We start from the raw sequence: 15605 nt of genomic DNA, 5'->3' as shown, positions 1-15605 counted from the left end.
TGATCCCCTGCCGGGATCACGTCGTGTAGTACGGCTGCCCGGTTCACCTTGTTCAGCCGCGTGTCGCCCTTTCTTCGGAGTCCGTAGAGGTCAGGCCGGTTCTCGTCGGCTCAAACCTCTTCGTAGGCGACTCGGTGGCACAGGGCGGGTATCGATCCGGAGGCCAGTTTCCCCATCACGTCCGGGAGTTCTCCGAAGGAGCACTCGCCGGTGATCAGGGCGTCGAAGGCCGGTTCGGCGAGAAGTTCGAGGGCGAGCGCCAGACGGTCCGCGTACGTCCTTCCGGCCCGGCCGGAGGGGGAGACGGAACCCACCTGGCTGCTGCGCAGGGTCAGCCGACGCGAATGGAAGGCCTCGCCAAGCGGCAGGGCGACCCGGCGGTCCCCGTACCAGCTCAGTTCGATGACGGTCCCCTCGTGGGCGAGCAGGCCGAGGGCGAGGTTGAGTCCGGCCTCGGTGGCACTGGCGTGCACGACGAGGTCGAGTTCGCCCCCGGCCTCCTCGGGGAGCGCGAAATCGACGCCGAGCGCGCGGGCGACGGCACCGCGTGCCGGGTCGGCGTCGACGAGCTGGACGCGCACCCCGGGGAAACGGGCGAGCAGCGCGGCGACCGAGCAGCCGACCATGCCGCCGCCGACCACGGCGATCCGGTCGCCGATGAGCGGGGCCGCGTCCCACAGGGCGTTCACCGCGGTCTCGACGGTGCCGGCGAGGATGGCGCGGGAGGCGGGCACCGACTCGGGTACGACGGTCACGGCGCTCACCGGGACGACGTACCGCGTCTGGTGCGGGTAGAGGCAGAAGACCGTCCGCCCGAGCAGATGCGCGGGTCCTTCCTCCACTTGGCCGACGCTCAGATAGCCGTATTTCACGGGTGCGGGGAAATCCCCGTCCTGGAACGGCGCGCGCATCGAGGCGTGCTGGTTCTCCGGGACTCCCCCGCGGAACACGAGGGTCTCGGTGCCCCTGCTGACTCCGGAGTAGAGCGTACGGACCAGTACCTCGTCCTGCGCGGGCGCGTTGAGGGTGATGTCACGGATCTCGCCGTGGCCCGGAGATGCGAGCCAGAAGGCGCGAGCTGTGAGTTCCATGAGCGTCCCCCTGAACGATTCCGCAGATCTTCACGTACGGAGCAGTGACAAGTCGCGCACACGGTACGCGGCGTTGATCGAATCTGTCATTCGGCCGGAGGATCTGCGGTGGCCCTGAACAACATGTACGGCGCAAGGCTTCCCCAGCAGGAGACCATGGTGGGAGCCGGCGTGCAGCTCCTGGTCCTGGCCCTGCTGGGCACGGCGATCGGGATGGGGCCCGCGGGCTGGCTGACCGGCCTGGTGTTCGCGTTCGCCACCTGGGCGGTGCTCACCCGCGCGCTGCGGCGCACACAGCCCCGTTCCTTCGGACCCGCCAACCGGGTCACGCTCGGCCGCGCGATCCTGGTGGGCGGAGTCACCGCGCTGGTCGCGGACTCCTTCGAGAGCTCGCCGCCGGTCAGCCTGCTGGTCGGTCTGACGGCGGTCGCGCTGATCCTCGACGGCGTCGACGGCAAGGTGGCCCGGCGGACCGGCACGTCCTCGGCCCTGGGCGCCCGCTTCGACATGGAGGTGGACGCGTTCCTGATCCTCGTGCTGAGCGTGTACGTCGGGATGTCCCTCGGTCCGTGGGTGCTGCTGATCGGCACGATGCGGTACGCGTTCGTCGCCGCCGCCCGGGTGATGCCGTGGCTGAACGGCGAGCTGCCGCCGAGCATGGCGCGCAAGACGGTGGCGGCCCTCCAGGGCGTCATCCTGCTGGTCGCGGGCTCCGGACTCCTGCCGTACGACGCGGAGATGGCCGCCGTGCTGACCGCGCTCGCGCTGCTCGTGTGGTCGTTCGGCCGCGACATCGCGTGGCTGTGGCGGCAGGGTGGCCGCGGGCCCGCGGAGCGGAGCCCGCAGCTCCGGGAGAACGAGCGCCCGCGGGAACTGGTCACCGCGGGCTCGGCTCCCGTGGGTTCCGAGGGCTGATCACCGAACGGTACGGGCCCGAGGCGGAGTTGACCGGGATCCCGCGAGGCCGGGAGGCCGGGCGCGCCCGGGAAAAGCGGACGTACGCACGACATTCACGATCTGTCATGGCCGGGAACGAACATCGTCTGACTAGACTACGCACCCTCGTGCACGTGATCGCGCCACGCGCGGGCTAGGCCGTTCCCGAAGGGTTTCGACGCTTGATAGCCATCGAAGATGTCAGCAAGCGATACTCCGACGGCACGGTGGCCGTCGATCGCCTGTCCCTCCAGATACCGGATCACTCCATCACCGTTCTCGTCGGACCTTCGGGCTGCGGCAAGACCACCACGCTCCGCATGATCAACCGCATGATCGAGCCGAGCAGCGGCACCATCCGGGTCGACGGCGAGGACATCCGCACCCGCCCGGTCAACACCCTGCGCCGCTCCATGGGTTACGTCATCCAGAACGCCGGCCTCTTCCAGCACCGGACCATCGTCGACAACATCGCCACGGTGCCCCGGCTGCTCGGCTGGTCCAAGCAGCGCGCCCGGGAGCGCGCCGCGGAACTGATGGAACGGGTCGGCCTCGACCCGGCCCTGGCCCGCCGCTATCCGTACCAGCTCTCCGGCGGTCAGCAGCAACGGGTCGGCGTCGCCCGCGCGTTGGCGGCCGACCCGCCCATCCTGCTCATGGACGAGCCGTTCTCCGCGGTCGACCCGGTCGTACGCCGGGGACTCCAGGAGGAGTTGCTGCGCATCCAGGGCGAACTGGGCAAGGCCATCGTGTTCGTCACCCACGACATGGACGAGGCCATCACCATCGGCGACCGCATCGCCGTGCTGCGCACCGGCGGCAAGCTCGCCCAGTTCGCGGCCCCCGACGAGATCCTCTCGGCGCCGGCCGATCCGTTCGTCGAACGGTTCCTCGGCGCGGACCGGGGCATCCGCGGTCTGTCGTTCCTCTCCACCCGCGATCTCGGACTCGACCGCTCCCGGGTCTTCCCCGTCGGCTCCGACTGGCGGGAGATCGCCGGACGCGACCCGGAAGGGACGCCCGTGCTGGTGACCGACGCCGACGGCAGGCCGCTCGGCTGGGCCGACCCCGGCACCTGGGGCGGAGACGTCGCGGACCTCGAACCGTACGGCCCGAGCTTCGAGGTGGGCCGCGACTCGCTGCGGGTCGCGCTGGACCGTGCCGTGCTGTCGCCGACCGGCCAGGCCGTCGGCGTCGACGGCTCCGGGAAGGTCCTCGGGGTCGCCGGGCAGGAGACGGTCGCCGCGGCGATCCGGGCGGCCCGGAAGCGCCGGGCGGCGGACGCCCCGCAGGAGACGGCGACGGCGAAGGCCGCGCGATGAACGGGTTCTTCCACATTCCGAGCGCCATCCAGCACAGCTATGCCGGCCTGATCGCCCTCCATATGGAGGAGGCCCTCGTCCCCGTGCTGGCCGGGTTGCTGCTGGCCGTGCCGATCGGACTGCTGTGCGTCCACTACGACTGGCTCTACGCGCCGGTGCTGTGGACCTCGACGGTGCTCTACGCGATCCCCTCCATCGCCTTCTTCGTGGTGCTCATCGACTACACCGGGCTGAGCCTGCTGACCGTGATGATCCCGCTGTGCCTGTACAGCCTCGTCGTGCTCGTCCCGGCGGTGGTCGACGGGGTGCGCTCGGTCCCCGAGGAGACGAACGCCGCCGCCTCGGCCATGGGCATCGGTGTCGTGCGCCGCTACTTCCAGGTCCAACTGCCCATCGCCGTACCGGCGATCATGGCGGGTCTGCGTGTGGCCGTCGCCTCGAGCATCAGCCTGGTGAGCGTCGGCGCGCTGATCGGCAACCAAGGCGCGTTCGGGAATCTGCTGACCTACGCGCAGCTGTACGGTCTCCCCCGGCTCGCCGTGACCGCGGTGGTCACCATCGCCGTCCTCGCGGTCGTGATCGACGCCCTGCTGGTCCTGCTGCGGCGGGTCCTCACCCCCTGGCAGCCGCCGTCCGGCGGCGCCGCCGGACGCTCCGGGGCCACGACCGCGGACGCCGGCGCCGACCTCACGGAGGGCGCCTCGTGAACGTACTGAACTTCATGCAGGCCTTCTTCAGCGACGGCTCGCACTGGCACGGCTACGACGGCATCCCGCAGCGCCTGTGGGAGCACGTCCAGTACACGGCCGCGGCCCTCGCGATCGCCTCGGCCATCGGTCTGCCGATCGGCCTGGTCACCGGGCACACCGGGCGCGGCGGCAACGCCCTGGCCTTCGTGTCCGCCGGGGCGCGCGCACTGCCGACCTTCGGGCTCCTGGTCCTGATGTTCGTCTGGCTGGGCCTCGGCATCGTGCCGGTGATGATCCCGCTCGTGGTACTGGCGATCCCGCCGGTCCTCATCACCACCTACGAGGCGGTCCGCACCGTGGATCCCTCCCCTGTCGACGCCGCCCGCGGCATGGGCATGCCGGAGGCACGGATCCTCTTCCAGGTCGAGGTCCCGGCGGCGCTGCCATTGATCCTCAGCGGGCTGCGCTCGGCGACGGTCCAGATCGTCTCGACGGCCACGATCGCGGCCTACGTGTCCCTCGGCGGGGTCGGCCGCTACATCCTGGACGGCCTGTACCAGCACAACTACGAGAAGGTGGCCGGCGGAGCCGCCCTCACGGCCGTTCTCGCACTGCTCGTCCTCGTGCTGTTCTGGGCCGTGGGCCGGGTGACGGTCTCACCCGGCGTACGCAGGCGCCGCGCCGCGTAGCGACACCACCCGGTAGCGGTACCACCACAACGGGGACGGCCTTCGGGCCGTCCCCGTCCTCGTCCCGGCCGGAACCTGCGGGCGGCACGTGCCCTCGCTCAGGGACGCTCTCCCGGAGTGTGCGCCGCTCTCTCGGCCCTGGCCAGGGCGTGTTCGAGGACGATGAGCAGGGCGTCGCGTACGGACCCCCGGTCGCGGGCGTCGAACACGGTCAGCGGCACATGGTCGGCGACGTCGAGGGCCCACCGTACGTCGTTCAGATCGTGTTCGACCCGACCGTCGAAGGCGTTGACGGCCACCGCGAAGGGGATGTCCCGGTGCTCGAAGTAGTCCACGGCCGCGTAGCAGTCGTCGAGCCGCCGGGTGTCGACGATGACTAGTCCGCCGAGCGCGCCCTCGACGAGGTCGTCCCACATGAACCCGAACCGTTCCTGGCCGGGGGTCCCGAACAGGTAGAGCTTCAGGGTCGGATCGAGGGTGACGCAGCCGAAGTCCATGGCGACGGTCGTCGTCACCTTCTCCGGGGTGTGGGAGAGGTCGTCGACACCGGCGGCGACCGAGGTGATGGACGCCTCGGTGGTCAGCGGCTCGATCTCCGAAATGGCCCCCACCGTCGTGGTCTTGCCCACGCCGAAGCCGCCCGCGATCACCATCTTGACCGGCAGCGGCGGCCGGGGACGCCCGTCGTCATCCCTCACGGATCGAGCCCCGGGAGTCGGGGACAGCTCGGAGACCATCGATCACCCTTCGCAGAACAGTGACATCGCGGTTGGAGCGGGCCTGCGGCGCGTACAGGGCCAGTTGACCGTCGGCGCGCAGGTCGTCGGCGAGAACCCGGACCACATTCAAGTGCATCCGGAGCCTCGCCGCGATCTCCGCGAGCGACTGCGGCTCACGGCAGACCATGATGATGTCGCGGTGCTGGTCGAAGACGAAGCGGTCCAGCGTCGCCAGTCCCACATTCGTTGCCACCACCTGTGTCTCGATCGGGATCGGCGGTACGAGACTGTCGCCGCCGGCGATCCGTCCCGCGGTCAACAGGAACGGCCGGACGACCGAGGCGGGGCGTTCCGCTCCCCGTTCGGCGCCGCCGCCGGCCAATGGCTCGCCGGACGTCATCACGTCCTCCCCCTTCACCTGTGCGCGCGTCACCGGTCATGTGACGCGCCGTCGGACATCAGCCGGCCGGTGCGACGCCCACGGTTCTCTTCAGCTCCATCACCAGTTGCGGACTCAGCACGGCACCGGCCCGGTTGGCGAAGAGGGTCATCTCGTAGGCGATGTTGCCGAGTTTCGCCTCCTTCGAGGTGACCACGCCGAGCACCGCCCCGGCGCCGAGCGCGGACACCAGCACATGCCCTTCCTCCAGGTCGATGATGACCTTGTTGAGGCTGCCGAGGCCGTAGTTGCCCGAGGCCCCCATGGCGAGGCTGGTGATTCCGGAGACGATCGCCGCGAGCCGCTCGGAGTCGGCCTGGCCGCGCAGTTGGGACACCGCGATGAGCAGCCCGTCGGAGGAGACACCGATCACGTCCACGACCCCGGCCGTCTCGGTGGCGAATCGGTTGAGCAGCCAGTTGAAGTCGGCAGCGGCGGCCTTCACGTCCGCCGCGGGTTCCGCTGTCCGGGACTCGGGCCCGCCTGTCCACATCGTCACGTGCTCATGCCTTCCGGGGAAGAGGGTCTTCTGTTCTGGGTGCCGGTCCCGGTGGGACCGCCGGTTCTGCCACCCGGCCGGGTCACCGCTGTCGAGTGGTCCTCGGTCGCGCTCTCGCGTTCGGCCCGCAGCACGGCGGCCTCGAACTCGTCGAGTTCGGAGCGCGCGGCCTCGGCGTCCGTGGGCTGCCAGGAGGGCGGCCTGCGGTGGGTGGGTGGTTCGGTGGGTCTGGGGAGCCGGCTCGCGGCGGTGCCGGCCGACAGGGTCGCCCCGCGCACCCTGCGGCGCAGCGGACCGGTATCGCCGGACCGCGCCGGGCCGGTGGGTGCCGGGTCGGCTGCGGTGCCGGGCCGGGCACCGCCGTGCGTCGTCGCGCGCTCGGCGCCGGTGTCCGCCGCCTCCGAACGGCGGGCGTGGTTGGGGGGCTCGGCGCCACGGGGCCGCGAGGGCACCCTGCGGGGCAGGCCCGCGGGTCCGGCCGGCGCCTCGAGCCGCGCCTTGCGCGGCTCACCGGGGCCGGGACGGCGCGCGGCCGGCTGCATCCGCGGGGCCCGTACCGCGGCGGCGGCCTGGTCGCCGGGAACGAGGTGGGCCGCGGGCACCGCGACGGTGGCGGTGACACCGCCGCCCGGGGTACGGGACAGGGCGACCTCGATGCCCCAGCGCCGGGACAGACCGCCGACCACGAACAGACCGAGCACCTCCGTCGGCGCCAGGTCGAGGCGCTCGCGCCGGATCAGCCGGGCGTTCTCCTGCGCCAGCCGCTCGGGGCTCATGCCGAGTCCGTGGTCGATGATCTCGACGAGGGCTCCGCCCCCTTGGTGCCGGGGCCGCAGGACGACCTCGACGCCGCTGGTCGCCGGGGAGAACATCACGGCGTTCTCCAGGAGTTCGGCGAGCATGAGGGTCAGATCGCCGACGATGTCGGGGACGACGGTGACGTCGCCCTCGGCGTGCGGAGTCACCCGCTGGAAGCCCTCGATCTGGCCGAGCGAGGCACGGACGATGTTGCTGAGCCGCATCGGTTCGGTGTTCAGACCGGTCTCGCTGATCCCCGCGAGCAGCATGAGGCTGTCGGCGTTGCGCTGGAGACGGACGGCGATGTGGTCGATGCGGTAGAGCCGGTCCAGCACCTCGGGGTCGGTCTCGCCGCGCTCCACCGAGTCGATCAGGGCGAGTTGGCGGGCCGTCAGATTGCTGACCCGGCGGCCGACGTTGCCGAACATCTCGGCGATGTTGCGCCGGCTGACGACCTGGCGTTCCAGCAGTGCGCTCGCCGTCACCTGAACCTGGTTGAAGGCTTCGGCCAGTTCACCGATCTCGTCGCGCACCAGCACGGGAACGGCCTCCAGCCGCGGCGGGCTCGCGTCGTCGGCGTCGTCGTCCGCGACGCGGGCGAGCTCGCTCCCCGCGGCACCGGCCACATGCTGGGCCGCCGCCGTGAGGGTCCGTACGGTGCGCACCACGGAACGCCGGGTCAGCACGGAGAACAGCAGCCAGGCCGCGAAGGCGGCCAGGATGCCGGCGATCAGCCAGACCACCCGCCACCAGGCGGAGTTCGACGCGGACTGGGCGTTCCCCGCGATGCCGCCGATCAGCGACTGGACGATCTTCAGCCGGTTCTCGGCCTGCCGCTCATAGGTGGGACCGGCGCGCAGCGCCTCGTCGAGCGCGGCCCGCAGCTGTGTCGCGTTCTCGGCGACCAGCGCTCCGGTGTCGACCTGGAGCGCGGCCCAGTGCTGGGTGATGACGCTCTGGTACGGGCTGTGCTCGATCTCAGCGAGGTCGCTGCCCTGTTCCGTACCGGCGAACCGCGTGAACCGCTCGGCCTGGTAGGTGTACTGGTCGTAGTCGCCGACGGCGCCGGTGAACTCGATGAGCGCGTTGGAGTCACGGGTGCGGGCGGCGAAGACGCTGGTCTCGAAGGACGCGTGGGCGGTGTCGGCGCGCAGCAGCGCGTCGAGCAGATTGCCCGCGGACGCGGAGGACTCGCTGCCCGACCGGCCGAGACCGAGGCCGTCGATGAGCCCCTCGATCACCGATCCGTAGGCGGGGTCGATGTTGTCGGCGGGGATCGGCCCCTGCTCGACGGTCTTGCGGAGGCTGTCCAGGCCTTCGAGCTCCTTCAGCGCCTGGGCCTCGCCGTCGGGCAGCCGGTCGCCGTAGGCGGCCCGGACCGCTTCGATGCGGGTGCCGACATGCGTCTGCGCGGCCAGGTAGGCGGCGGTGTCCGGCGCGCTCTTCGCCGAGGGCGCGGCCTCGTAGCGCAGCGAGACCAGGAGGGCCTGCCGGTGCTCGGTCTGCACGGCGTCGATGAGTTTCGTCACCTGTGCGCTGTCGCGGACGAGTTGGGCGGTGTCGGCGGCGGACCGGGCCCGGCCGATCTCGCCGGAGACGACATAGGCGAGCATCACGGAGATGACCGCGAGCGGCACGATCACCAGAACATTGAGTTTCCGGCGGAAGGGCCAGCGGTCCAGCAGAGACGGTGTCCGGCCGGCCCTCAGAGCATTGGACGGCTGCCCCGAGGCGGCTTTTCTGTGCGCGGGCACCCAACCTCCTTGACTTCATTCCCCGTTGGAAGCCTCGTAGCAGGCCGCCTGCATGGATCACATGGTCACGAGCAGCGCGATCGGGCCGACAAGTGGAAGGGGGCCCTCGACGCGGCCAACACTAGCGGCTGCCGTCAGAGTACGGCCATGATCAACCGAAAAGTGGCACGCGAAGACGCCTGGTTCGCTCCTGTTTCGGTCACGTTGCGCCTACAGGCTGAAGCTGTACGGTCCCCATCAGTGATCTATTCGTGTCTTGACGGTACTTGAGGCGGCTCGATTGGATCGTCAGGACCGTCACCCCGTGCCCACCAGCCACCAACGCCCCACCGATTGCCAAGTCTGGATGACCAAGTGACCATCGCCAGAAGCACTCGAACCTCCGCAACCTCCGCTGTCTCCCTGCTGGTTGTGGCCGCTGCCGCGCTGACGGGCTGCGGCTCCTCCAACGACACGGACGGCAAAGACCCGTTGAAGGGCGACGCCGCCAAGGCCGGTACGGTCGTTGTCGGTTCCAACAACTTCCCCGAGAGCATCCTGCTCGCCGACATCTACGGCGAGGCCCTCAAGTCCAAGGGCATAAAGGTCAGTTACAAGCTGAACATCGGCAGCCGTGAGACCACGTACGGTCTGATCAAGAACGGTACGATCACGGTCCTTCCGGAGTACAACGGTGCGCTGCTCGCCTATCTGGACGCCAAGGCCGCTCCGACGTCCGTCGAGGAGACCAGCCAGGCCATCTCGGCCAAGCTCGATCCCAAGCTCTCGCTGCTGATCCCGTCCCAGGCCCAGGACAAGGACGCGGTCGCCCTGAACGAGGCGACGGCCAAGAAGTACAACCTCACGGACAAGTCGACCATCAGCGACCTCGCCGACGTGGCGAAGAACCTGGTCGTCGGCGGCTCGCCCGAGTTCCAGACCCGGCAGCAGGGCCTGAAGGGCCTGAAGTCCGTATACGGTCTCGATTTCAAGAGTTTCAAGGCGCTGGACGCGGGCGGCCCGCTGACCGTGGCGGCACTGAAGGGGAACAGCATCCAGGCCGCGGACATCTTCACGACGGACCCCGGAATCAGCAAGAACAAGTTCGTCGTGCTCCAGGATCCCAAGAATCTCTTCGGGTTCGAGAATGTCACTCCCCTGACATACAAGAGCGCTCTGCCCGCGGCCGGAGTCGCGGTTCTCAACGACGTCTCGGCGAAGCTCGACACCGAGACCCTGGTGAAGCTCAACAGCGAGGTGCAGGACGGCAGCAAGGATCCGCTGGACGTGGCCAAGAACTGGCTGGCCTCGGCGGGACTGAGCTGACGTCGGCACCGGCACCGGCAGCCTGACGAGTGCCCAGGGCCGGGAGGGTGTCCTCCCGGCCCGGCCTCCCGACGGCGACCGCGTACGGCTGAGGAGTGAACGTCCGTCATGCTCGAGCGCACGGCCGACACGGCCATCGGCGCCCCGGCCGCCGACCGCCCGGCCACCGGGAGCACGCCGCCGGGTGTCGTCCTCGACGGCCGGGGTCTCGACGCCGCCACGGTGGCCCGGATCGCCGATGGGGCGACGCCGCTCTCCCTGTGCCCGAAGGCACTTGAGGCGATGGAACGCACACGCCGGGCGGCCCAGCGGCTGGCCGCCGAGGGTGCCCGCGTCTACGGGCGCAGCACCGGCGTGGGAGCGCACCGGGGACTCGCCGTCGAGGAACACGACGGCGCGGGCCACGATCTGCGGCTGCTGCTGAGCCACGCGGGCGGTGTGGGCGAAGCCCTGCCGGCCCGCAGGGTCCGCGCGATGATGGTGGTCCGCGCGAATCAACTCCTGGTCGGTGGTTCGGGGCTGGGCCCCGAGATCGCCGCGGCCGTCGCGCAGGCACTGCGAGCGGGGGTGCGTCCCCGGGTGCTCGAGTACGGGTCCGTGGGCACCGGTGATCTGACCGCGCTGGCCCGGCTGGGGCTCGCGCTCTTCGGCCATGACACGTGGTCGCTCGAAAGTCCGCTGCGTGAGGGCCCGTTGGCGGACCATCCGGTCCCCGAGCCTCTTGCGCTGCGACGCGGGGACGCGCTGGCCCTGTTGAGCAGCAACGCCCTCACCCTCGGGGAGTCCGCTCTCGCCTGGCACGACCTCGGGGTCCCGCTGCGTGCCGCACACCTCGTGGCCGCACTGGCCCTGCACGCGGTGGACGGCTCCCTCGAACCGTACGCGCCGGAGGTCCACGAAGCCCACGCGCACCCGGCGATCGCGCAGGTGGCGGCACGCGTCCGGTGGCTGCTGGGCGCGACGACCGGCAGGGACACGGGTGCACCGGGGCTGCCGGACGGAATGCCGGCACGGGTCCAGGACCCCTTCGGCTTCCGGTGCTTCCCGCAGGCTCACGGCCCCGCGATGGAGGCGTGGTCCGGCCTGGACCGGGTGCTGTCCATCGACCTCAACTCCGCCGCCGAGAACCCCCTCATCGGCTGGGACGACATCACGGACCGTCCCGTCGCCCGGCATCACGGCGGCTTCTTCACCGCGCCGCTCACTCTCGCGCTCGACCAGCTCGCCCTCGCCGTGCTCGGCACGGCCCGGCTCTCGGTGGCCCGGCTGTCCGCCCTGGGCCGCCCCGAACTGACGGGACTGCGCTCCTATTTGGCCGACTCATCCTCAGCCGGGTCCGGGATGATGATCCTGGAGTACAGCGCCGCCTCGGCCCTCGCCGAGATACAGGGGTGCGCCACCCCGGCCTCGCTCGGGCATGTCGTGCTGTCCCAGGGCATGGAGGAGGCGGCGACCTTCGCGCCCCAGGCCGCCCGCAAGGCGCTGCGGGCGGCGCAGGCGTACCGGCTCGTCCTGGCCTGCGAACTCGTCGCCGCCGTACGGGCGTTGCGGCTGCGGGGCACCCCGCCCGCGCCCGGCACCCCGGCGGGCCGCGCCTACGCACGCGCGGCAGCGGCACTGGACCCGGACATGCGGGACCGTCCCCTCACCGACGACGTGACCGTGGCCGCGGCCCTGCTGGACGGGTTCGCCGAAATCACGGGCGACGCGTGGGAGCCCGTACGGCTGGGCTAGAGTCGGCGCGGTCCCCGGCCGGACCCTCTGCCGTGGGTGGGCTGTGCGTTGGGGGATGACGGCACCATGCGGTACGAGCACGTGGAACTCTCCGGGTACGAGATCCAGGAGGTCCTCGGCCGGGGCGGCTTCGCCACGGTCTACCGGGCGCACCAGGCGGCGGTGGGCCGGGAAGTCGCGCTGAAGGTCGACAGCAGGGTGCTGGCCTCGGATCGCGACCGGCAGCGCTTCCTGCGCGAGGTCACGGCCGCGGGCCGGTTGTCCGGGCATCCGCACGTGGTCCCGGTCTACGACGCGGGCGTCCTCGGCGACGACCGCCCGTACATGGTCATGGAGTTGTGTCCGGGCGGCTCGCTCGGCGAGCGCCTGCACCGCCATGGACCGCTCGCCGTCAAGGAGGCCCGGGACATCGGGCTCGGCATCGCCGACGCGCTGGCCGCGGCGCACGCCGCCGGGGTGCTGCACCGTGACATCAAGCCGGGCAACATCATGGTCAACCGGTACGGCGCCGCCGCCCTCACCGACTTCGGACTGGCCGCCATGCCCAGGCCCGGCCGGGACCTGTCGGTGACGCGCGAGGCGCTGACCCCGGCGTACGCGCCGCCCGAGGCCTTCCATCTGGCCGAACCCACGACGACGGGCGACGTCTACTCGCTCGCCGCGACGCTCTACGCCCTCCTGCGGGGCCGCCCGCCGCACCACCCCGACGACGGCACCCAGCTCAGCCTCGCGGAGCTCATCGTCCGGCACACCTGGCCCTACGCCGACCTGCCGGGAGTGCCGAGCGCCCTCAACGCGGTGCTCAGACAGGCCCTGGAGACGGATCCGGCCTCCCGGATGCCGGACGCGTCGACACTGCGGGACGCCCTGGCCGCCGTCGACGTCGGCAGCGCCGTACAGGGTGGGTTCGGGCCGGTACCCCGTACGGCCACCACCCGTCCCGCCCATCGGGACACGCCCTCCACGTCCTACACCCTTCCCCCACCGCCCTCCGACCCGCGGGCTCCGGGCCCGGCGCGGCCGGACGGCCGACCCGGCAGGGCGGGCGGGAACGGCGGGCCTCAGGCCGACGGCGGCCGGACGGAGGACGGCCACGGCCGGCCCGCCGCCGGTGGAGACGCGAGCACGGTGGCCGAACCGGCGACGCGCGGGTCCTCACGGTGGCGTCCCGGCCTGATCGGCGTGGTGGCGGCCGTGGTCTCGGTGAGTGTGTCCGTCACCTGGGTGGTCAACGAGTACGGGTCGCCGGGCGGCCCCGGCTCCTCCGCGGGCGGATCCCCCACCCCCAGCACCTCGGCCAAGGCCCCGCCGGACGCCGGCGCGGCCTTCGGCGGCGCCCGGACCACCCGAAGCGGCTGCGCGGCCGCCGACGTCGAAGGGGTGGGCGGCCGCTGTGTCACGACCCCCGAGTGCTGGAGCGGCATCACCGACATCTCGGGAACGATCACCGTCAGCCGCGCCGACTGCCACATCGCTCACGTGTGGCAGACCTTCGCCATCGCCCCGCTGCCCAAGGACGGGACGACGTACAACGCGAGGGACCTCGTCAAGCATCCCGACGTCAGGGCGCTGTGCTCCCAGCAGGTCATGCGTGACTCCCTGACGTCCACGAGCCGTTCGGACGGCACCCGCTGGAACGTGGACGTCCTCCCGCCGACCGCCCCCCAGTGGGCCGAGGGGCTACGGGTGTTCCGCTGCGTCGCCGCGGCGGTCACGGACGACGGCGAGATCACCGGCAGCCACTTCGGCGCGAGCGGCTGACCGCGCCGGACTCCCGGTCACCGGACGGGCTCGATCGCGAGGAAGGGAGCTCGCGGCTCACCTCGCGGCCGACGCGATCGTGCCGCCCGTGATGCCCTTCGGGTTCAGGTGGGCGATGTGGCCGCTCTCGGTCCCGGCGGAGGGGTCGATGACGCAGTCGATGAGCGCCGGGCCGCCGGAGGCCAGTGCCTCGGTGAGGGCCGCGGTGACCTCGGCCGGTGTGGTCGCGCGGTAGCCCTTGCCGCCGAACGCCTCGATCATCCGGTCGTGGCGGGCCGCGGGCATCAGGGTGGTCGGTGAGGGCGCGTCGCCGAGGGGATTGACGTCGTCGCCGCGGTACACCCCGCCGTTGTTCATGACGACCGTGACGACCGGCAGCCCGTACCGGCAGATCGTCTCCAGTTCCATGCCGCTGAACCCGAAGGCGCTGTCGCCCTCCACGGCGACGACCGGGGCACCGCCGCTCTCGACGGCGGCGGCGATCGCGTAGCCCATGCCGATGCCCATGACACCCCAGGTTCCGCTGTCGAGACGGTGCCGCGGTACGTGCATGTCGATGACGTTGCGCGCGATGTCCAGCGCGTTCGCGCCCTCGTTGACGATGTACGTCTCCGGGCGCTCGCGCACGACGTCGCGTACGGCCTTCAGAGCGCCCATGAACTGCATGGGGTGCGGATCCGCCTTCAGCCGCTCCGCCATCTTCGCGACGTTCTGCGCCGACCGTGCGCCCAGTTCGGCGCGCCAGGCGGCGGGGGCCGCGATCCGGCCGGGCTTGGCGCGCTCGGCTATCGCTTCCAGCACCGAATCGATGTCGCCGACGAGCGGGGCCGCGATGGGCTGGTTGCTGTCCATCTCCCTGGCCTCGATGTCGACATGGATGAACCGGGCACCGGGGTTCCACTGCGGTGCCCGGCCGTGGTTCAGCAGCCAGTTGAGGCGGGCGCCGACGAGCATCACGACATCGGCCTTCTTCAGGGCCAGCGAACGGGCGGTGGCCGCCGACTGCGGATGGTCGTCGGGCAGCAGGCCCTTGGCCATCGACATCGGGATGAACGGGATGCCGGTGGACTCCACGAACTCGCGGATGCGTTCGTCGGCCTGCGCGTAAGCGGCACCCTTGCCGAGCACGAGCAACGGCCGTTCGGCGCCCGCCAGCAGTTCGACGGCCCGGTCCACCGCCTCGGGCCCCGGGAGCTGGCGCGGCGCGGGGTCGACGAGCCGGCTCAGTGTCCTCGCGCCCGCCTCCGCGTCCATGACGGAGCCGAGGACCGCGGCGGGGATGTCGAGATACACACCGCCCGGACGTCCCGAGACCGCGGTGCGCAGGGCGCGGGCGATGCCCCGGCCGATGTCCTCCGCACGGCTCACCCGGTAGGCGGCCTTGCAGAACGGCTGCGCGGCGGCGAGCTGGTCCATCTCCTCGTAGTCGCCCTGCCTGAGGTCGACCAGGTGCCGTTCGCTGGAGCCGGAGATCTGCACCATGGGGAAGCAGTTGGTGGTGGCGTTGGCCAGGGCGACCAGACCGTTGAGGAATCCCGGCGCGGACACGGTCAGACAGATGCCGGGCTTCTTGGTGAGAAAGCCGGCGGCCGCCGCGGCGTGACCCGCGTTGCTCTCGTGCCGGAAGCCGATGTAGCGGATGCCCCGCGCCTGTGCGAGGCGGGCCAGGTCGGTGATCGGGATGCCGACGACGCCGTAGACGGTGTCGACGTCGTTCATCCTCAGCGCGTCGACGACCAGGTGATACCCGTCGGTGAGCTCGGTGTGCACGTCGGCGTTCGCCGTGGTCTCCGGTGTCGAGGGAGCGGTCATGGTCCGAGGTCCTCCTTGGGCAGGTCCGGTCGGTACGGCTGCTCCTCCCACCATCGT

General features: G+C 71.2%; 13 protein-coding genes. 7 read left to right on the top strand and 6 right to left on the bottom strand.

Going from position 1 to position 15605, the window contains the following annotated elements:
• Positions 1-110: 110 nt before the first annotated feature.
• Positions 111-1091 carry a zinc-dependent alcohol dehydrogenase gene (locus OG410_RS33750; protein WP_329302568.1) on the bottom strand — a complete coding sequence of 327 codons (981 nt, stop codon included), beginning with the start codon at positions 1089-1091 and terminating at the stop codon, positions 111-113.
• 108 nt (positions 1092-1199) lie between these two features.
• Here OG410_RS33750 and OG410_RS33745 point away from each other — a divergent pair, with 108 nt between their 5' ends.
• From OG410_RS33745 to OG410_RS33730, 4 genes are all read left to right on the top strand, one after another.
• Positions 1200-2006 (top strand): CDP-alcohol phosphatidyltransferase family protein, encoded by an 807-nt coding sequence (locus OG410_RS33745; protein ID WP_329302567.1) that lies wholly within the window; start codon positions 1200-1202, stop codon positions 2004-2006.
• Between the two features lie 203 nt (positions 2007-2209).
• Positions 2210-3349: an ABC transporter ATP-binding protein gene (locus OG410_RS33740; RefSeq protein ID WP_329302566.1), complete on the top strand. Its 1140-nt coding sequence runs from the start codon at positions 2210-2212 to the stop codon at positions 3347-3349.
• A complete protein-coding gene (locus OG410_RS33735) occupies positions 3346-4056 on the top strand; it encodes an ABC transporter permease (protein WP_329302565.1) in 711 nt (236 codons plus the stop codon). The genes OG410_RS33740 and OG410_RS33735 overlap by 4 nt, the downstream gene beginning before the upstream one ends.
• Positions 4053-4727, top strand: a complete 675-nt coding sequence (locus OG410_RS33730) for an ABC transporter permease (RefSeq protein ID WP_329302564.1) — start codon at positions 4053-4055, stop codon at positions 4725-4727. Before OG410_RS33735 ends, OG410_RS33730 begins: the two co-directional genes overlap by 4 nt.
• A gap of 98 nt (positions 4728-4825) precedes the next feature.
• Here OG410_RS33730 and OG410_RS33725 read toward each other — a convergent pair whose 3' ends face one another.
• The 4 genes from OG410_RS33725 to OG410_RS33710 are packed head-to-tail and all read right to left on the bottom strand — an operon-like array spanning position 4826 to position 8936.
• Complete coding sequence (locus OG410_RS33725) at positions 4826-5464, bottom strand: GTP-binding protein (RefSeq protein WP_442813977.1); 639 nt, start codon at positions 5462-5464, stop codon at positions 4826-4828.
• The gene (locus tag OG410_RS33720) at positions 5415-5846 is read right to left on the bottom strand and encodes a DUF742 domain-containing protein (protein ID WP_329302563.1); all 432 of its coding nucleotides are present in this window, start codon (positions 5844-5846) and stop codon (positions 5415-5417) included. Before OG410_RS33720 ends, OG410_RS33725 begins: the two co-directional genes overlap by 50 nt.
• 58 nt (positions 5847-5904) lie before the next feature.
• Positions 5905-6378, bottom strand: a complete 474-nt coding sequence (locus OG410_RS33715; protein WP_326790727.1) for a roadblock/LC7 domain-containing protein — start codon at positions 6376-6378, stop codon at positions 5905-5907.
• Positions 6379-6380: 2 nt separating this feature from the next.
• Positions 6381-8936 (bottom strand): ATP-binding protein, encoded by a 2556-nt coding sequence (locus OG410_RS33710; RefSeq protein ID WP_329302562.1) that lies wholly within the window; start codon positions 8934-8936, stop codon positions 6381-6383.
• Positions 8937-9296: 360 nt separating this feature from the next.
• On the opposite strand from OG410_RS33710, the gene OG410_RS33705 reads away from it, so the two are divergent.
• The 3 genes from OG410_RS33705 to OG410_RS33695 all read left to right on the top strand — a co-directional run bounded on the left by OG410_RS33705 (position 9297) and on the right by OG410_RS33695 (position 13736).
• Positions 9297-10241, top strand: a complete 945-nt coding sequence (locus OG410_RS33705) for a glycine betaine ABC transporter substrate-binding protein (RefSeq protein ID WP_443063928.1) — start codon at positions 9297-9299, stop codon at positions 10239-10241.
• A gap of 108 nt (positions 10242-10349) precedes the next feature.
• On the top strand, positions 10350-11975 hold the full coding sequence (locus OG410_RS33700; RefSeq protein WP_329302560.1) for an aromatic amino acid lyase: 1626 nt from the start codon (positions 10350-10352) through the stop codon (positions 11973-11975).
• A 66-nt stretch (positions 11976-12041) separates the two neighbouring features.
• On the top strand, positions 12042-13736 hold the full coding sequence (locus OG410_RS33695; RefSeq protein WP_329302559.1) for a serine/threonine-protein kinase: 1695 nt from the start codon (positions 12042-12044) through the stop codon (positions 13734-13736).
• A 57-nt stretch (positions 13737-13793) separates the two neighbouring features.
• Here the strand turns inward: OG410_RS33695 and oxc are convergent, their stop codons facing one another.
• On the bottom strand, positions 13794-15548 hold the full coding sequence (gene oxc, locus OG410_RS33690; protein ID WP_329302558.1) for an oxalyl-CoA decarboxylase: 1755 nt from the start codon (positions 15546-15548) through the stop codon (positions 13794-13796).
• Positions 15549-15605 lie beyond the last annotated feature (57 nt).

Source organism: Streptomyces sp. NBC_00659 (genome assembly GCF_036226925.1).
Lineage (GTDB): Bacteria > Actinomycetota > Actinomycetes > Streptomycetales > Streptomycetaceae > Streptomyces.
The sequence above is the reverse complement of the archived record's forward strand: the minus strand, read 5'-3'. Positions and strand labels throughout refer to the sequence as shown.